At 42.7% G+C, this 17,222-nt stretch carries 12 protein-coding genes; 3 read left to right on the forward strand and 9 right to left on the reverse strand.

Features of this window, described 5'->3' with window-relative positions:
• Positions 1 to 95: 95 nt before the first annotated feature.
• A complete protein-coding gene (locus M2273_RS23805) occupies positions 96 to 566 on the reverse strand; it encodes a universal stress protein (protein WP_429400282.1) in 471 nt (156 codons plus the stop codon).
• Positions 567 to 727: 161 nt separating this feature from the next.
• Here M2273_RS23805 and M2273_RS23810 point away from each other — a divergent pair, with 161 nt between their 5' ends.
• Positions 728 to 1,675 carry a tryptophan 2,3-dioxygenase family protein gene (locus M2273_RS23810; protein WP_429400283.1) on the forward strand — a complete coding sequence of 316 codons (948 nt, stop codon included), beginning with the start codon at positions 728 to 730 and terminating at the stop codon, positions 1,673 to 1,675.
• 230 nt (positions 1,676 to 1,905) lie between these two features.
• Here the strand turns inward: M2273_RS23810 and M2273_RS23815 are convergent, their stop codons facing one another.
• The 8 genes from M2273_RS23815 to M2273_RS23850 form a co-directional block, all read right to left on the reverse strand.
• A complete protein-coding gene (locus tag M2273_RS23815) occupies positions 1,906 to 3,957 on the reverse strand; it encodes a M13 family metallopeptidase (RefSeq protein ID WP_429400284.1) in 2,052 nt (683 codons plus the stop codon).
• A 94-nt stretch (positions 3,958 to 4,051) separates the two neighbouring features.
• Entirely contained in the window at positions 4,052 to 5,371 is a 1,320-nt protein-coding gene (locus tag M2273_RS23820) for an MFS transporter (protein ID WP_429400285.1), read from the reverse strand.
• Between the two features lie 316 nt (positions 5,372 to 5,687).
• A complete protein-coding gene (locus tag M2273_RS23825) occupies positions 5,688 to 7,067 on the reverse strand; it encodes a M20/M25/M40 family metallo-hydrolase (RefSeq protein ID WP_429400286.1) in 1,380 nt (459 codons plus the stop codon).
• A 59-nt stretch (positions 7,068 to 7,126) separates the two neighbouring features.
• Positions 7,127 to 9,229, reverse strand: a complete 2,103-nt coding sequence (gene recG, locus M2273_RS23830) for an ATP-dependent DNA helicase RecG (RefSeq protein WP_429400287.1) — start codon at positions 9,227 to 9,229, stop codon at positions 7,127 to 7,129.
• Positions 9,230 to 9,341: 112 nt separating this feature from the next.
• Positions 9,342 to 9,719, reverse strand: a complete 378-nt coding sequence (locus M2273_RS23835; RefSeq protein ID WP_429400288.1) for a RidA family protein — start codon at positions 9,717 to 9,719, stop codon at positions 9,342 to 9,344.
• Positions 9,716 to 9,859 (reverse strand): DUF6728 family protein, encoded by a 144-nt coding sequence (locus M2273_RS23840; RefSeq protein ID WP_321562784.1) that lies wholly within the window; start codon positions 9,857 to 9,859, stop codon positions 9,716 to 9,718. Before M2273_RS23840 ends, M2273_RS23835 begins: the two co-directional genes overlap by 4 nt.
• A 244-nt stretch (positions 9,860 to 10,103) precedes the next feature.
• Positions 10,104 to 13,277, reverse strand: a complete 3,174-nt coding sequence (locus tag M2273_RS23845; RefSeq protein ID WP_429400289.1) for an ATP-dependent helicase — start codon at positions 13,275 to 13,277, stop codon at positions 10,104 to 10,106.
• 300 nt (positions 13,278 to 13,577) lie between these two features.
• Positions 13,578 to 15,305, reverse strand: coding sequence for a glycoside hydrolase family 3 protein (locus M2273_RS23850; RefSeq protein WP_429400290.1), 1,728 nt, complete (start codon positions 15,303 to 15,305; stop codon positions 13,578 to 13,580).
• A 189-nt stretch (positions 15,306 to 15,494) separates the two neighbouring features.
• Here M2273_RS23850 and M2273_RS23855 point away from each other — a divergent pair, with 189 nt between their 5' ends.
• Together M2273_RS23855 and M2273_RS23860 are read left to right on the forward strand one after the other, a co-directional pair.
• Entirely contained in the window at positions 15,495 to 16,169 is a 675-nt protein-coding gene (locus M2273_RS23855; RefSeq protein WP_429400291.1) for a porin family protein, read from the forward strand.
• Positions 16,170 to 16,317: 148 nt separating this feature from the next.
• The gene (locus M2273_RS23860) at positions 16,318 to 17,217 is read left to right on the forward strand and encodes a glycosyltransferase (RefSeq protein WP_429400292.1); all 900 of its coding nucleotides are present in this window, start codon (positions 16,318 to 16,320) and stop codon (positions 17,215 to 17,217) included.
• The last annotated feature ends 5 nt before the right edge of the window (positions 17,218 to 17,222 follow it).

Genomic DNA, 17,222 nt, shown 5'->3' on the forward strand with positions numbered 1-17,222 from the left:
TCGGGTTGCCAGGGTCGGGTTTGAACCTTGGTAAAGATGTTTTTCATGCTTTACAAATCCCCCTCGAACCACGCAACACGAAACCCGAACCACAACTAATCCTCAAACGGCACTACCAATACGGGCACTTTAGAGTGGCGTACCACCTCTTCGGCTACGCTGCCTGATAATAGTCGTTCAAAGCCTGAACGCTTATGGGTTCCTACAACTATGAGGTCAGCTTTAAACTCTTTGCTGCAATCAATTATTCCGTCGGCTCTTGAACCGTATTGCATATAGGTTGTTATCTCCAACCCGTCTCCAAACTCCTTTATAATACGTTCAATGAGTATTTCAGATTGAGTGGTTTGTATGTCTGTTAATTCGGCTTCCTGTATGCCCAGGGTACTATCCATTGGTATCCCGGTTAAATTATCTCCGGGAGTGGGAGGTATAATAGTAGGTTCAATAATATGAACCAAACCTACCGCCGCCTTATAACTGCGGGCTACATCAAAGCCATATGCTGCTGCATTGTGCGCATAAGCGCTATCGTCAATACCAATAATTACTTTACTGATCTTCATAGGGTTTAAGCTTAAATTTTTCTGCATCAAAATTTTCTCGGCACATTTGCTATAAAGACATTTACTCCCCTAAAAAGTTTATATTTTTTGCAGATACTTACCAGATTACAGCAAACACCGCCCACAACATTACAGATAACCCAATTTTATTACCTTTGATCATGCATTTCCATCCTGAAATTGAAGATCGCCTGGCACGCTTGCAAGAAAAATATGAAGCTATGGGGCAGGATATGAACTCCTACCTTGACGGTTTGCTACATGCCGATTTTTTAACCTATTGGGATTATATCCATCTGGATACCCTGCTTAGCCTGCAAAACCCTAAAACGCCGTTCCCTGACGAAGAGATATTTATCATATACCACCAGATCACCGAACTGTATTTTAAGCTGGCCTTACATGAGTGCCGCCAAATTGCAGAGGCCCAACCCTTAACCGCCGAGTTTTTTACCGCAAGGTTAAAACGAATTAACCGGTATTTTGAAGCGCTTACCCAATCGTTCGAGATCATGGTTGATGGAATGGAGAAGGAACAGTTCTTGAAATTCCGGATGTCATTACTCCCTGCCAGTGGATTTCAGTCGGGCCAATACCGCATGATCGAGATATACGCTACCGATTTTATAAACCTGGTAGCTAAGGATAAGCGCGAAGAACTAAGCAATGCCCCCATCGAAGATCAGTTTGAATACCTGTACTGGAAATTTGGTGCCACCGAGCTATCGACCGGTAAAAAAACACTCACTCTTAAACAGTTCGAAAAAAAATATTCAAAGGCTTTTATTGAATTGGGCAAGGCCAATGTTAACCATAATTTTAACGCGCTTGCCCTGCAGTTTAAAGCAGCAGGGCAATTATACCCTGAGCTGCAAACAGAATTAAAACAACTGGATGTCAACGTAAATGTGAACTGGCCATTATCGCATTATAAATCGGCCGTGCGCTACCTGAACCGCGAGCCCGAGGAGATCAAAGCCACAGGTGGTACCAACTGGCAAAAATACCTGCCCCCGCGTTTCCAGAAACGCATATTTTACCCATCTTTATGGACCGATGAGGAAGTAGAAAACTGGGGCAAAGCCTGGGTAGATAACGTACTGGGGTAAAAGCCCCTCTAAATCTCCCCTGAAGGGGAGACTTTAAACATCCATTCATTTTGTCATCCTGAACTTGTTTCAGGATCTTATAGAATGAGTATCTTGCATGTTGTACACTTTACATGTGGGGTGCCGAAACAAATTCGGCATGACGATATTTGATAACAAAAATGCCACCTGCAAAACAGGTGGCATTTTTTATTTTTTCCATTGCCGGTGTCTTCACAGGCAATAATTGCTTACCAAACTTTTACCTGTTCATTTTCTGCACGGTAAAGTTTATCGCCTGGTTTTATGTCAAACGCTTTGTAAAATGCCGGGGTGTTTGACAGCGGACCATTTACCCTGTACATTTCGGGTGAGTGCGGGTCAACGCTGATCCGCATACGCATCGTTTCGTCGCGGGTTTTTATACGCCACACCTGGCCAAACGACAGAAAGAAACGCTGATCGGGTGTAAAACCATCGATCTTTTTATCACTCTTGCCCTGGGCAGTGTTTTTAAATGCTTCGTAAGCTATGGCCACCCCACCAATATCAGCCAGGTTTTCGCCCTGGGTAAGGCTGCCATTTACATGCAGGTTGTTCAACACGGTAAATTTGTTGTATTGCTCAATCATTATTTGCACCCGGCTTTTAAATTTGTCGGCATCCTGTTTGGTCCACCAATCTTTCAGGTTACCATCTTTATCATACTGGCGGCCCTGGTCATCAAAACCGTGGGTCATTTCATGACCAATTACAGCCCCAATAGCACCATAATTAATGGCGTCATCGGCGTCTTTATCAAAGAAAGGGAATTGCAATATACCGGCCGGGAACACGATCTCGTTAAAGGTTGGGTTATAGTAAGCGTTAACCGTTGGCGGTGTCATCCCCCACTCGGTTTTGTCAACCGGCTTACCTACCTTTTTAATCATTTCGTTGTATTTATGGCGAGCCATTGATTCCTGGTTCTTATAGTAGGTATCCTTGTTGATCTGTACATCATCATAGTTTTTCCATTTATCGGGGTAACCTATTTTTTTGGTAAAGGCCGCTAACTTGGCAAGCGCTTTTTCTTTTGTTTCAGGGCTCATCCAATCCAGCTTTTCAATACGCGATTTATATACAGTCTGCAGGTTATTCACCAGGGCCAGCATACGCTGCTTGGCATCAGGAGTAAAATATTTTTCAACGTATAATTGCCCCAGCAGTTCGCCAAGACCACCATCAATCGATTCAATAACGGTTTTCCAGCGTTCCTGCTGTTGTTTTTGTCCGCTCAATGTTTTACCATTAAATTCAAAGTTGGCATCCCTAAAACTTTTACCGAGGCTGGTTGATGCGTTATCCAAAGCGGTAAAAGCAGCTTTATCTTTCCAAATATCAATTGGCTGCGTTTTTAGCAAATCGTCCAATGCTTTGAGATATTGAGGCTGACCAACCAAAACGGTGTCGGCGTTTAGTTCCATACGCTTAAAAGCATCTTTCAAATCAATATCAGGAATTTGCTTTTGGAGGTCGGCCACGGCAAATTTGTTATAATTTTTAACCGGATCGCGCAGTTCGGTTGGGGTCAGGTGCGATTTGGCAATAGCCGTTTCGAGTTTTAAAATACCATCGGCCCTTTTAATAGCGCTTGCCCCATCTATGCCTGTTAGCGTAAACAACTTAGCTATATACCTTAGGTACGCCGCTCGTATTTTAACCGTAGCCGAGTCGGTATTAAAATAATAATCCCTGTTGGGCAAACCTAAACCAGCCTGATCAAAATGGGCAATATTATGGGTACTTATCCTGTCATCGGGCGATACAGAAAACCCGAACAAAAAGCCGTCGCCATTTTTGTAGCCATCGGCAGCCAGACTTACTAATTGCTGGTAATTTGTTACTGCATTAATTTTTGCCAACAATGGCTTAACAGGTTCATAGCCAAGCTTCTCAATACCAAGCGTATCCATACCACTGATATAAAGATCGGCTACCTTTTGCTCTTTACTTCCAGCCGCGTTATTCTGTTTAATTGCTTCTTCCAGTATTTTATGCAGATTTCTCTGATTGTCATCATATAAGGTATAAAATGAGCCCCAGCCTCTTTGCGATGGCGGTATTTCTGTTTTCTTTAACCAATTACCACTGGCGTACAAATAAAAGTTGTCACCTGGTTTTACGGTAGTGTCCATGCCGGTTTTATCAAAAAACACGGTCCGCTTAGAAACATCGTCTGTCGATGATTCCTGATTTTTCTGGTTACATGATACCCAAATAATAGCAGGAATAACCGCTAAAGTCCATTTTGTAATTCTCATAAACTAATTCTTTTAAAATTAATAGACGTAAAAAACCTAAAAGCCTAAGATATAAAGATGAATTGACATTACTAAGACGCTGTTGATATATCTGTTATACAACAGATTTTACTTCAACCGCTGGTGGTTGTATCTGATTTAACGAGAGGGGGATGAGTTTTTTGGTTTTAAGGTAGGTGACACCTACTATGAGCATGGTCATGCTGCCGCCAAATATTACAGCCGGTACCGTTCCCAGTAAACGGGCGGCGGTTCCTGACTCAAAAGCGCCAATTTCGTTTGATGAGCCTATGAACATTTGGTTTACAGCTGATACACGGCCTCGCATATGATCAGGGGTTAAAAGCTGCATAATAGTACCTCGAATGATTACGCTGATGCTATCAAAAGCTCCCTCGGTAAATAAAAACAGCAGCGAAAGGTAAAAGCTGCGCGATAAACCAAAGCAAATGATGGACAGACCAAAACCTGTAACCGCGATAAGTAAGTTACGCCAGGGCTTACCCATTGGCGAGAAACGCGCCATAGCCAGCATGGTTAAAACAGCTCCCAATGATGATGTTGCACGCATAATACCCAGACCTTCGGCGCCTACTTTTAATATTTCGTTGGCAAATACCGGTAAAAGCGCTACCGCACCACCAAAAAACACCGAGAAAAGGTCAAGACTCATAGCCCCGATCATCATTTTATTATGGAACACAAAGTGTATCCCTTCTGACAGGCTTTTCCAGATACTCTCTTTTGGGATGAATACCGGCGGATATTTACGCAGCATAAAAACCAGCACCAATGATATGATCATGAACAGGATGATAACGGCAAATGTTGCGGTGATACCAGTTAATCCTGGTATAATTTTATCGGCATAACCATAAATAAGCCCCCCGGTTGCCGGCCCAACAATGGATGCTATCTGCCAGCTCGAACTGCTCCAGGTACTGCCATTGGGGTAAACTTCTTTAGGGATGCTATGCGCGTAAACGGTAAAAGTAGCAGGGCCATAAAATGCCCGGGCAACACCATTACAAAATATCATGGAGTAAATGATGGGCACTATCCAACTGGTATGAATAATACCGCTCATGCTTTTAAGCGTAACAGTAAACATCACCGACGAGGTGATGATAACCATAGCGAATATGATGAGCAGCATCTTCCGTTTTTCAGACTTATCAGCAATATAGCCGCCGTATAGCGCGATGCCTATTGCCGGTATAGCCTCGAACAAACCCACCAGGCCAAGCGCGAAAACACTTTTAGTGATCTGGTAAATATAAAAGCCGATAACAACAGCCTGCATTTGATATGCAAAGGTGAAACAAAAGCGCATCCCGACGTAAGACCTGAAATCTTTATATCGCAATGCTGCAAAGGAATCAATTTTGGGAGTACTACTACCTTCTTCGGCCACTATGTTGATTTAGATGTGCTGCAAATTTACAATACGGTTTTGGGATTTAGTAGCACGATTTAAGGTTTTTATAGGTTTTTTTGATGTGCCGGTTAAATCCGCCCCTGCTATGAGATCCCCTCTTGAGAGGGGGCGCGAGGATTTGTGGGCTGGCAGGTGTGTGTGTGCATTATATCTGAAGAAACACACCCCTCCACCCCTCTCAAGAGGGGAATCGCACATACCTCACCCCTATTTAATTAAAAAGAGACGCATGTGATGCGTCTCTACAAAAATCATGGTAATCCCTTAATCCTGAAAATCAAGGTTCAGAAACCTACAACCCATGCTGATCTATCAGGTATATAAACGCGGCCATACCGGCTGCACCTAATTGCAGTTCGCGTTTGTTTACATTCTCAAAAACATCATTTGGGGTATGGTGAATGTCAAAATAACGCTGCGAATCCGGGCGGAAACCGATCAGGATAATACCCGGAAGTTTTTCCTTCAATGGTTCAATATCGGTACCGCTGCCGCCTGCTACCAATTGGTCAACTTCATAAGGCTCTAACAGGGCTTTATACTTGTCATTAACATTTTTAATAAAATCTTTAGATACGCCATCAAAGCTAAAACCACGCGGGGTAAACCCACCTTCATCAGTTTCAATAGCGGCAATGTGCTCTTCCTTGTTTTGCGCAGCCAGTTCGGCATATTTTAACCCGCCTTTATGGCCATTCTCCTCATTCATGAAAAATACCGCGCGCACGGAATTTTTAGGATGATAGCCTACCGCTTTAAATATACGCAGCACTTCGGCCGATTGCATTACACCAGTACCATCATCATGCGCGCCTTCGGCCAAATCCCATGAATCCAGGTGACCACCTACGCTGATAAATTTATTCGGATTTTCAGTGCCGGTCAGCTCGCCAATTACATTGTATGATAATACATCGGGCAGTAACTGGCAGCTTTGTTTAAAGTAAAATTTAACAAGTGGCAGTTTACGTAAGCGCAGCATATTGCTTAACTTATTGGCTGCTTTGGTTGATATAGCTGCTGCCGGTATAATTTTCACACCCTCGCCGGCAAGTGTTGCACCAGTGTGCGGATAATCATCAAGACTTTCGGTTAACGAACGTACAATAACGCCAACAGCACCATATTTGGCTGCTGCAGCGGGTCCCATAAAACGCTGGTCGCCTGCGGCGCCGTAGGCATGGCCGGTTTCAATAAAACGCGGATCGAACGGGCGGTTAAAGAAAACTATTTTCCCTTTTATCACGGCCTCGCCCAGCGTTTCCAGCTCTTTCAGGCTGCGTACTTCCACTGCATTTGCAGTAATGCCTGTCGCCGGTGTAGCTATCGACATACCCAAAGCCGCGATAGGAACCGGGATGCGGGTTTTGCCATCAATAATGAAAGCCGTTTCCTTTGCACCCCTAACCCAATGCGGTACCATTACCTCCTGCAGGTACACTTTGTCAAAGCCATAGCTTTCCATTAATTTTTTGCTCCATTCCACCGCCTTTTGCGCGTTTGCAGAGCCGCTTAACCGCTGCCCAATATTTTTGCACAGGTAATGCAGGTTTTCATAAGCCTTGCCGTTTACCAGGGCTTCATCATAAATTTTGCGGATGGTCAATGAATCCTGCGCATGGAGCAGGGTGGCCGTAAAGAGCACAGCCAGTAATAAGGTAATTTTCTTCATGAGTATATAAGTAAGATCAGTTTTAACAAATGTAATATTTTGGCAGAAAAAAGGACATATCAGGAGATCTTATCCCAGCTTAAACCAGCATTTTTTGCTTCAAAGGCATGGTGCAGCACCTGATTTTCGGGCAGGGCCAGTTGCGGGTCCTTTTCAAAAATATGTTCAACACATTTACGCACTTTGATCAGCAGTTCCTGATCGGTTGCCAGATTAGCCACCTTTAAATCGAGTACACCGCTTTGCTGCGTACCCTCCAAATTACCTGGACCACGCAGTTGCAGGTCGATCTCTGATATTTCAAAGCCGTTATTGGTTTTAACCATGGTATCCAGCCTTATTTTACCATCATGGCTTAACTTATGGCTGCTCATCAAAATACAATACGATTGCTCAGCACCGCGCCCTACCCGACCACGCAGCTGGTGCAATTGCGACAGCCCGAAACGCTCGGCATTTTCAATGATCATTACTGATGCATTGGGCACATTTACACCTACCTCAATTACGGTAGTGGCTACCATGATTTGCGTTTGGCCCTTGATAAAGCGCTGCATTTCAAATTCTTTTTCGGCGGGTTTTAGTTTACCATGCACAATGCTGATCCGGTAATCGGGCAAAGGAAACTCACGCGACATCACCGCGATGCCGTCCTCCAAATTTTTCAGATCAAGCTTTTCGCTTTCCTTTATCAGCGGATATACCACATAGATCTGCCTGCCCAGGGCAATTTCCTTTTTCATAAAGCCAAATACCCGCAGGCGCTGGTTTTCATAAAAATGGAGCGTTTGGATAGGTTTACGACCGGCTGGTAATTCATCAATTACAGAAACATCAAGATCACCATACAGCGTCATGGCCAGTGTGCGGGGTATGGGCGTGGCCGTCATAACGAGGATATGAGGTGGTATGGCATTTTTACGCCACAGCTTTGCCCTTTGTTCTACGCCAAAACGGTGTTGTTCATCAATCACCACAAAGCCCAGGTTTTTAAACTGCACCTTATCCTCAATAAGGGCATGTGTGCCTATCAGTATTTTAAGTTCGCCACTTTCCAGCTTTTGGTGCAATACCTTTCTGACTTTTTGAGGCGTAGAACCTGTTAACAGGGCCACCTCAATAAAATCATCACCTACCAAACTTGATATGGTTTGATAATGCTGACTGGCTAATATTTCTGTAGGGGCCATGATACAAGTCTGGAAACCATTATCAACAGCTATGAGCATACTCATAAGGGCCACCACAGTTTTACCGCTGCCCACATCACCCTGCAACAAACGGTTCATTTGTACGCCGCGCTGGGTATCCTGGCGTATCTCTTTTAAAACCCGTTTTTGCGGAGTAGTTAAGGTAAAGGGTAGTTTATGGTGATAAAAATCATTAAAGTAATGCCCAACAGTATTAAATATATTGCCTTTAAACTTTTGAGTATGCAGTAATTTATTCCGTAATAATTTGAGTTGTAATAAAAACAGTTCTTCAAACTTTAGCCGAAGGATGGCCTCATTCAGCAAATTGGCATCAGCGGGAAAATGAATGTTGCGGTAAGCGCTGGCCCGGTCAATCAATTTAAACTGATTGATGATATACAAAGGCAAATTCTCACGGATATCTTTGGCATGCTGATCAAGTAAACTCGCGGTAAGCTTTTGAATGCCCTTACTATCCAACTGAAACTGCTTTAGTTTTTCGGTTGAGTTGTATACCGGTTGTAGCGTGGCATTGCCCTGCCGCTGCATGTTTGCCGGCGAATATGGTTCCATCTCTGGATGCGCCATTTGAGCCTGTCCGTTAAAAAAGCCGGGCTTGCCAAATACAATATAAACACTGCCGGGAATAATGGTTTTTTCTATCCAGTTGATACCTTTAAACCATACCAGTTCAAGTACACCTGTATCATCGCGACTTTGAACTACGAGGCGTTTGGTATGCTTTTCGCCAACTATTTGTTTACTGATGATGCGGGTCAGCACCTGCACATAAGGCAAATCGGCCTGAATATCTTTTACTTTGTAGAAACGGGTGCGGTCAATATACCTGAAAGGGAAATGCCGTAAAAGATCCTCGAAATTTGCTAAAGCCAGTTCCTTTTTCAACACCTCGGCCCGGGATTGGCCTACACCTTTTAAATATACAAGTGGCGTTTGAAAAGGATCCATAGGTAAGCCCCTCTAAATCTCCCCTGAAGGGGAGACTTTTATAAGCGTGTTGTTAAATTTCAGAATTTTTATTCAAAAGCCCTCTCCTTCAGGAGAGGGTTGGGTGAGGCTCTTATTTTATCGCGATAACCGATATTTCCACATTAACACCCTTTGGCAATGCCGATACCTGTACCGTTTCGCGTGCAGGAAAATTGGCTGTGAAATATTTTCCGTACACATCGTTTACCTGACCAAAATTGCCCAGATCGGTTAAAAATATACTGGTTTTTACAATGTTCTCAAAACCGATACCGGCCTCTGTTAAAATGGCTTTGATGTTTTCCATTACCATTACCGCTTCATCTGTTATACCAGTGGTTATGAGCTCGCCAGTGACCGGGTTAAGCGGTATCTGACCAGATACGAATACAAAGTTTCCGGCTACGGTGGCCTGGCTATAAGGCCCTATAGGGGCTGGCGCGTTATTGGTGTTTATTATTGTCATCATTTTTTAAATATGAACACTTGTATCAGTTTATAAATGATCCCCGCCAAAAACATGAGGATAGCTAATGCATTAATGAAATGCATGATCCGTAGATTGATGTTTGTTGGCCTATTAGGATCTTTTTTTCTGAAGAAATACATGGTACAAAACTAATAAATTTTTGCCTCACCTAAACGGCGAAGCCCTCATGTAATAATCCTCTCCAAAGGAGAGGACTTTTATATGCATGTTGAATAACAAATGTCATTTCGAACGATAGAGAGAAACTATCTCTTGAGCGATAGCGAAAAATCTTCGACAACTTTTCATGCGAACTTTGCACGGTGTACAAGATTTCTCACTCGTACCTCGTATCGAAATGACATTTTCTGTTTAATAATGATTCTATGCATCCTCTTCCTCTTCACTAACAATTCCCAAAATCTCATCGGCTTGTTTAAAATTGCTTTTAACAAAATGGCACCAGTCGCATTCTTTTTTGCCGCATCCGGTGTTAAAATCGTGTGCCATTATTTTTTGATAGGTAGTGGTGATCTGCTCGGTTACCGTTTCTATGTCCCCGGGGGTTATCACAAATTTTTCGCGGTGATATTCGCCCTCACTTACTGGTTCTACAAAATCAAAAACGGTGCTTACCACTTCCCAGTCGTTGGTGCGGTCATGGTCAACCAGTATTTTATAAAATACCCCTTGCCGCCAGTAGTCGCCGCCGTTAGGATTCTCATTGGTTGGGCGCAGCAGTTTGTCTTTGGCATTCCTTAGCTTACCGGTTTTATAGTCCACTACAGTTACATGCTTGCCGTCAAACTCCATTTTGTCGAGGTTACCTTTTATAGGTACGCCACCTATCTCAATGTTTTTAATGGTGCGCTCGGTAATGGCTACCTTATTCCAGTTGGTCACATTCTGCTCATAGTACAGCGGCAGTATCTTTTCGCCGTAGGCTACACGCAGTTTAAATTCTTCCTTCGTAAATGAATCCCTGTTACGGGCCATATACCAGCGAAACTCATTCATAAACTGTTCAGTTGAAAGAAACTCATTGTCATTGTCTTTCAACAGCCTGTAAGTTTTGTTAAGCGCCCAATGCACTGCCTGTCCAAATGTAGCCGACGGACTTTTACCCGACGGCACCCTGATTAAACATTGAAAATAAAACCGCAGCGGGCAATCGAGATAATTGCTTAAATGCGTTACCGATAAGGTATAATTTTGCAACAGCAGGTTGATGTAGTTTTTATCAAGCAATTCAACTTTTGGTTTATCGGCCTCGCTAAACTGGGTCATATAAAAACCAAGCATGGCCGTTTCCATTACCTTTGGATACTGCACCTGCAAATCAGTACTGGCCAATATCTCGCCTACAAACTGGCTGGCCTCCTGGTCTTTTGCTTTTTTGTCTTTATTAGCGTATGATATTGAGAGGTGTTGCTTGGCACGGGTAATAGCCACGTAAAACAGGCGGCGGGCCTCTTCCTTTTGGGCAATATCATCTGATGTGGTTTGTGTTAAAGTATCTGGGTAGCTGAAACCATTGTTGCGGCCTTTGCTGTCCCAGGTGCGTTTATCACAGCCTATAAAAAATACATGCTCAAACTCCAGTCCTTTTGAACCGTGCGCGGTTAAAAAGTTTACACCATTGTCTGAAAATATTACCTGGTTAAGATCCAACCTGATGCCGTTCTTTTTCATCAAATCGATGGTTGCAATCAGGTCGGCCAGTTTAATTTCGGGGTCCTTGCGACTTTCATCTTTCAGAAAATCAAAAAAACTGGTGAGCATTTGCATGTGCCCGCCCTTATCTGTTTGCTGCATAATATAGCGCAGGATACCCATTTTAGCTATTACATCCTGAAAAAATGCTTGCAGCGTAGTGCTCAAAGCCGATTTAAGCAGTTCATCAATATTGTTGAGGAGATATTTCATCTCTGCATTTTTCCCCGGATCAAACAGATCTGCTTGAGTAGGCAAGCGCATTTCATGAATATAACGGCGCAGAGATGTTTTAGGTTTATAGTTGTTGATAGTGCCGTAATTTTCTTTTGCTACCGCGATGCTTGCTTTAGCAATTTCAATTGGAGCTATATTAAAGAAATCGTAATGCATGATCTCGAACAGCAGTTCATCACCACTATACGGCGAATCGATCTCCATGGCGAGGTAGCGCATAATATTGATGATCTTTTCGCCAAATGGTTGGGTCAGGATATCAATTTTGCGTTTGGTGTTCACGGCTATCTTTTGAATATCGAGGTATTTTATCATTTCCTCAACCTGGCTGTGGTTACGGTATATCACCGCGATCTCGCCCGGCGGCGTGCCATTATCAATCAGTTGTTTTATTTGTGCCGATACATCAACCAATTCCTGATCGGGGTTTTCATACTCACGGATTACTGGTTCAACCGGCATTTCGGCAAAGCGAGGGTGTGATGCGCGCAGGTCCTTATCCAGCTTAAGCTGACTGGTTAAACGCTCGAAATTATTATTGATAAGCGCTTTTGAAATATCAAGGATATGCTGATTGGACCGGTAATTATGTTTCAACACTACCGTATGCAGCGTATCAACATAATCAGTAGCAAAATCAAGGATGTTTTTCATGTTGGCACCCTGAAACTTGAAGATAGACTGGTCATCATCGCCCACCACAAACACGTTAGGCACATCCCAATAATTCAGTAAAAAGCGCAGCAGCTCGTTTTGCGAACCGCTGGTATCCTGAAACTCATCCACCAAAATGTATTGATAGCGTTCCTGATACTTGCGTAAAATCTCTTCATTATTACTAAAAGCCCGGAGCACCCAAATGATCATGTCGTCATAATCATAACGGCCGCGGGCCTTCATCTTGGTATCATAGTTTTTGTATTCACCCACAGCTGCCAATAGTTTACTCATAGTTTCATGAGCGGCATCAATATCCTTCTGTTTGGGGTCGCCTATTTTTATACCTGTTTTGGCATTTGCCCTTTTGTACACAAATTCCTCGCGGTTGGGGATATCATCAAGATACTCCTGAACTGCCCGCTCAATCATATCCGCATCCCAGTTCTCGCGTTTCATTGTCGAAAAGAGGTCTTTCAGGCGTTTGGTATCGTAATAAATATCGCCGGTAAAACGCTTCAATAAATGGTCATTGTCAAAATCATCAACCAATTCACGAAACAGCATAGCCGATTCCAGGTCAGACAATGATTCCAAATTCAGCTTGCCAAAATACTCCAGGTTTTCCTGGATGATCTCGTTACAAAAAGCGTGGAACGTATAAATGTTAATGCGGTAAGCATCAGGGCCAATAAATTCAAACAAACGCTTACGCATGGCCACCGCGCCGGCATCGGTATAGGTAAGGCATAATATTTCGCTCGGCAGGGCATCGGTATCGGTCAATATTTTGCCTATACGGGCAGCCAGTATCTGTGTTTTCCCTGTACCCGGTCCGGCCACCACCAAAACCGGGCCATCCATTTTATTAACAGCGGCCAGTTGTTCGGGATTTAGTCCGGCTAAAGCGGCCTGAAATTTCTCGTTATATTTATTGAGGTTAGATTGCATAATTGTTTAGTAAAATTACGAAAAGCCAGTGGGAAGTCAACTGCTTATTGGCGAAGACTCACCCCGACGACGCTCCGCTTGTCGACCCTTTCTTCGGCTGCACCGGAAAGAGGGTTATTCAATATAATTTTGCCATGTTGAGCGACAGCGAAAAATCTTTTTGAACTAAGGATCCAGTATAATAGATGCTTCACTCTGTTCAGCATGACAAATCTGTTTTATCCCTCTTTACGCCAAAGGCGTAGAGAGGGATGGCGAGCGAAGCAAAGCCAGGGTGAGTTTACTCTCCAACAAACACATCTACTGCAGCCCTATCCCTGTTCCCGTAGGGAAAAACACGTTAACACTCACCGGTAATTTGCCGGTTGGCTTTAAGCTACCTGTGATCACTTTTGCCGCTGATTTTTGCAATTCAGGACTCATTTGGTAGCATACCAATAAAGCACTGCTTTTTTCGATGCCTGGCAAGCCAGCAATAGTGTAGGCATTTGCAAAAACACTCATTACGGTATTTTTACGCGAAGCCAGGTCGGCTATCATTAACCGAACATCGCTGCTGTAGTCCAGTTTGCTTTGCGGGCGAAGGCGCGTGTCATGCACGCCCACAATTACCTGGTTGTACTGTTTTAACCAAGTCAATATATTTCTAATTTCAATAGCCGGCGTGTTCTTATTAATCAGAAATAATCTGCAGTTGGGAAAACTTTTAGCCAGTTCCTGCTGAAAAACCGTGGGTGCATCCACACCAATACTTACTATGGCGGTTTTTAAAAATGGATTAAGTTTTAACGCTGCCGAATTACCCTTCAACAGCGTTACCGAGGCATCGCTTAATTGCTGTACCAGTTCTTTTGCTGCCGGCCTGTTTAGATCTGCATTTAAATTTACGGGCGAAATGTTTTGACGGCTGTTAAGTCCGGCCCAGTATTTGGCGGCCAGCACTTTTTTTACTTTGGTCTGAAATTCTTCGGGGCTGATAAGATTTTTACGCAGCGCCCTGCGAATAAGCTTGATAGCACGGTCAGAGTTTTCTGACAGTTCAATAATATCGTTACCTGCCAAAAAGGCTTTTAGGTCGGCTTCGCCATTGGGGAAATATTTTGTAACCCCTTTCATTTCCATAGCATCAGATACTACCAGGCCCTTAAACCTCAGAGAATCTTTTAAAATACCCGTTACAATAGGACGCGACAGGGTTGATGGCAAATGTTTGGTACTATCCAACGCCGGGATGTTCATGTGCGCTATCATTACCCCGCTGATGCCCTCATTGATGGCTTCGCGGAAAGGATACTCTTCGAGCGAATCCAACCTGGCGCGGCTGTAGGGCAACAGAGGCAGATCCAGATGTGAATCAACATTGGTATCGCCATGACCCGGAAAATGTTTGGCAGTGGTTAACAAACCGGCATCTTGCATCCCCTTAAAATAAGCGATGCCTTTTTTGGCCACGTTATACATATTATCGCCAAAGGAGCGATAGTTGATCACCGGATTATTGGGGTTATTATTTACATCCATATCGGGCCCAAAGTTTATCTGGATGCCCAGCCTTTTAAAATCATAAGCAACCTGTTGCCCCATTTTGTATATCAGGTTATTATCCTGTATGGCGCCCAGTGTCATCTGATATGGGTATGATATAGTTGAGTCAAGGCGCATACCCAGGCCCCACTCGCCATCCATGGATATTAGTAAGGGCACTTCGGCCAGTTTTTGATATTTATTAACCAGGTTTGCTTGCCTGCCGGGTCCGCCCTGAAAAAATACCAGGCCACCAACTTGCTGGTCTTTTATCACTCTGGCAACAGAGTCTTCATACATCTTGCCTTTATTGGTATGAGCCCTTATAAAAAACAATTGTGCCACTTTATGCCTGCGGCTTAAGCTTTTATAAACAGAATCGACCCAGTGATTTTTTGTATTTAAGCTTTGTATATAGCTTTCCTTTTGTGCAAAAACATTAACAGCAATAAAATTTAATGCAATAATTAGTGTGCGGTAAAAACCGTTATTCAGTTTTGACATGGTACAAATGTATGTTTTACTCAGGGGCCAGACGTTCAAATATTATAAAAATTAAACTGTTAATAAACCTTTGCTTTAATTTTTACTCTATGGATATAATAAAACAAACTAAATCAGGAAACCGAATGAGCAGGTTATAAAACAAAACGCTCATGATAGTTTCGCTACCATTAAAAAACAATTAAAAAAATGAAAAAACTTATCTTTTTAGCAATATGCTTATTTACAGTTGGTACAGCAAGTGCACAAAGGTATTATGATGGCCATGGCCGCAGGCCGCCACGCCGTTATGTAAGACATGAACATCGCAGACCGTATAACGAAAATCAAGTTAAAGTGGGTTTTACCGCCGGCCTGAACGTCGCGAATTCGCTTGATGCTTATGATTCCCGTTTTAGCTCAAGCAGTATTGCAGCCTTTAATGTCGGGCTTACATTGGATGTTCCTGTTACTTATTCTTTTTCGTTCGCACCTGAAGTATTATTTTCGCAAAAAGGCTTTAGTGCCGACCTTGAGAATGCCCATTTTACCGAACGTACCAATTATATTGACATTCCCTTGCTGGCAAAATTTAAGATTGTGCCTGGGTTTAATTTTTTAATTGGCCCTCAACTTACCTTTTTAACTTCGCAAAAAGACACTTACCGTGATTTTGGCACCAACACTGAAACCCGTTATGATGGGCACGAAGGCGATCAAAGCTATGTTGCAGGTGTAGTAGGTGTTAGTTTTGATATTAACCGGAATGTAGAGATCAGGGGGCGTTACAACATTGACCTTTCCAGAAACAGTTCAAACGAAGCGGATCTGCCCGATTTCCGCAACCAGGTTTGGCAAATTGGGTTGGGATTTAAGTTTCAGTAAAAATATATTTCGAAAGTAAATTAACAAAATGCTGTAGCAACCCTACAGCATTTTGCGTATATAGCTGTTTAGCGTAACAAAAATGCTTTTTAAACGTTACCTTTTTAACTGTTAATTTATTTAATATACTTTACATTTACCCCTATAAATGATCTCAGTAATTATATGTTCTGCGAATAAAACCCTGCTAAATCAGGTAAGCGAAAACATCGCGGCAACAATTGGTGTACCTTACGAAATAATTGCTACCGACAACAGTTCAGGCGAGCAGGGTATTTGTTCTGTTTACAATAAGGGGATCTTAAAAGCCCAGTATGATACCCTATGCTTTATGCATGAGGATGTACTCATTAAAACTAATAACTGGGGGCAGGTTATCTTAAATATCTTTAAAAAAGATCCCGGACTGGGCTTATTAGGCGTTATTGGAAGTTCATATAAACCCATGACCCCTTCGGGATGGGGAGGTTTAGGACCAAACACTTATTACAGCAATCTGATACAACATAATAAACACTCAAACAAGCCAACTGAGCATATTTTCAGAAATCCTAATAATGAAAAACTTGCGCAGGTAGCCTGTGTTGATGGGGTTTGGCTATGCACCACCAAAAAAATAGCAAGCGAGTTTATGTTTGATGAGATAAACTTTACCGGGTTTCATGTTTATGACCTTGACCTGTCATTATCTATTGGGCAAAAATATAAAGTGGCTGTTACCTATGAAGTTTTAATTGAACATTTTTCTGAAGGTAAATTTGATAAAAACTGGATGCTGGATACTATTAAGCTTCATCAAAAATGGAACAAGGTGCTTCCTGTAAATCACGAAAACTTAACCCGTGAGCAAGTAATATATTCAGAAAAAGCCACCTTTAAACATTTTATAAAATTGCTTTCGTCCTTAAATCTTCCGTTAAGCCATGCCAGCAAAATATTAAGAATGAATAACAGGTATTTTAATCTTGACTTTAAACTTTTTTTTAAACTGCGTTATTATATAATATTAAGGTATCTGAATATTTCGAAAGTTAAAAGACCAGGTTAAATTCA

The sequence above is a fragment of the Mucilaginibacter lappiensis genome (assembly GCF_050433765.1).
Taxonomy (GTDB): domain Bacteria; phylum Bacteroidota; class Bacteroidia; order Sphingobacteriales; family Sphingobacteriaceae; genus Mucilaginibacter; species Mucilaginibacter lappiensis_A.

Coding starts and splice junctions, on each gene's coding strand:
- M2273_RS23805 (WP_429400282.1), bottom strand. CDS start 566: ATGAAGATCAGTAAAGTAATTATTGGTATTGACGATAGCGCTTATGCG.
- M2273_RS23810 (WP_429400283.1), top strand. CDS start 728: ATGCATTTCCATCCTGAAATTGAAGATCGCCTGGCACGCTTGCAAGAA.
- M2273_RS23815 (WP_429400284.1), bottom strand. CDS start 3,957: ATGAGAATTACAAAATGGACTTTAGCGGTTATTCCTGCTATTATTTGG.
- M2273_RS23825 (WP_429400286.1), bottom strand. CDS start 7,067: ATGAAGAAAATTACCTTATTACTGGCTGTGCTCTTTACGGCCACCCTG.
- recG (WP_429400287.1), bottom strand. CDS start 9,229: ATGGATCCTTTTCAAACGCCACTTGTATATTTAAAAGGTGTAGGCCAA.
- M2273_RS23835 (WP_429400288.1), bottom strand. CDS start 9,719: ATGATGACAATAATAAACACCAATAACGCGCCAGCCCCTATAGGGCCT.
- M2273_RS23840 (WP_321562784.1), bottom strand. CDS start 9,859: ATGTATTTCTTCAGAAAAAAAGATCCTAATAGGCCAACAAACATCAAT.
- M2273_RS23845 (WP_429400289.1), bottom strand. CDS start 13,277: ATGCAATCTAACCTCAATAAATATAACGAGAAATTTCAGGCCGCTTTA.
- M2273_RS23850 (WP_429400290.1), bottom strand. CDS start 15,305: ATGTCAAAACTGAATAACGGTTTTTACCGCACACTAATTATTGCATTA.
- M2273_RS23855 (WP_429400291.1), top strand. CDS start 15,495: ATGAAAAAACTTATCTTTTTAGCAATATGCTTATTTACAGTTGGTACA.
- M2273_RS23860 (WP_429400292.1), top strand. CDS start 16,318: ATGATCTCAGTAATTATATGTTCTGCGAATAAAACCCTGCTAAATCAG.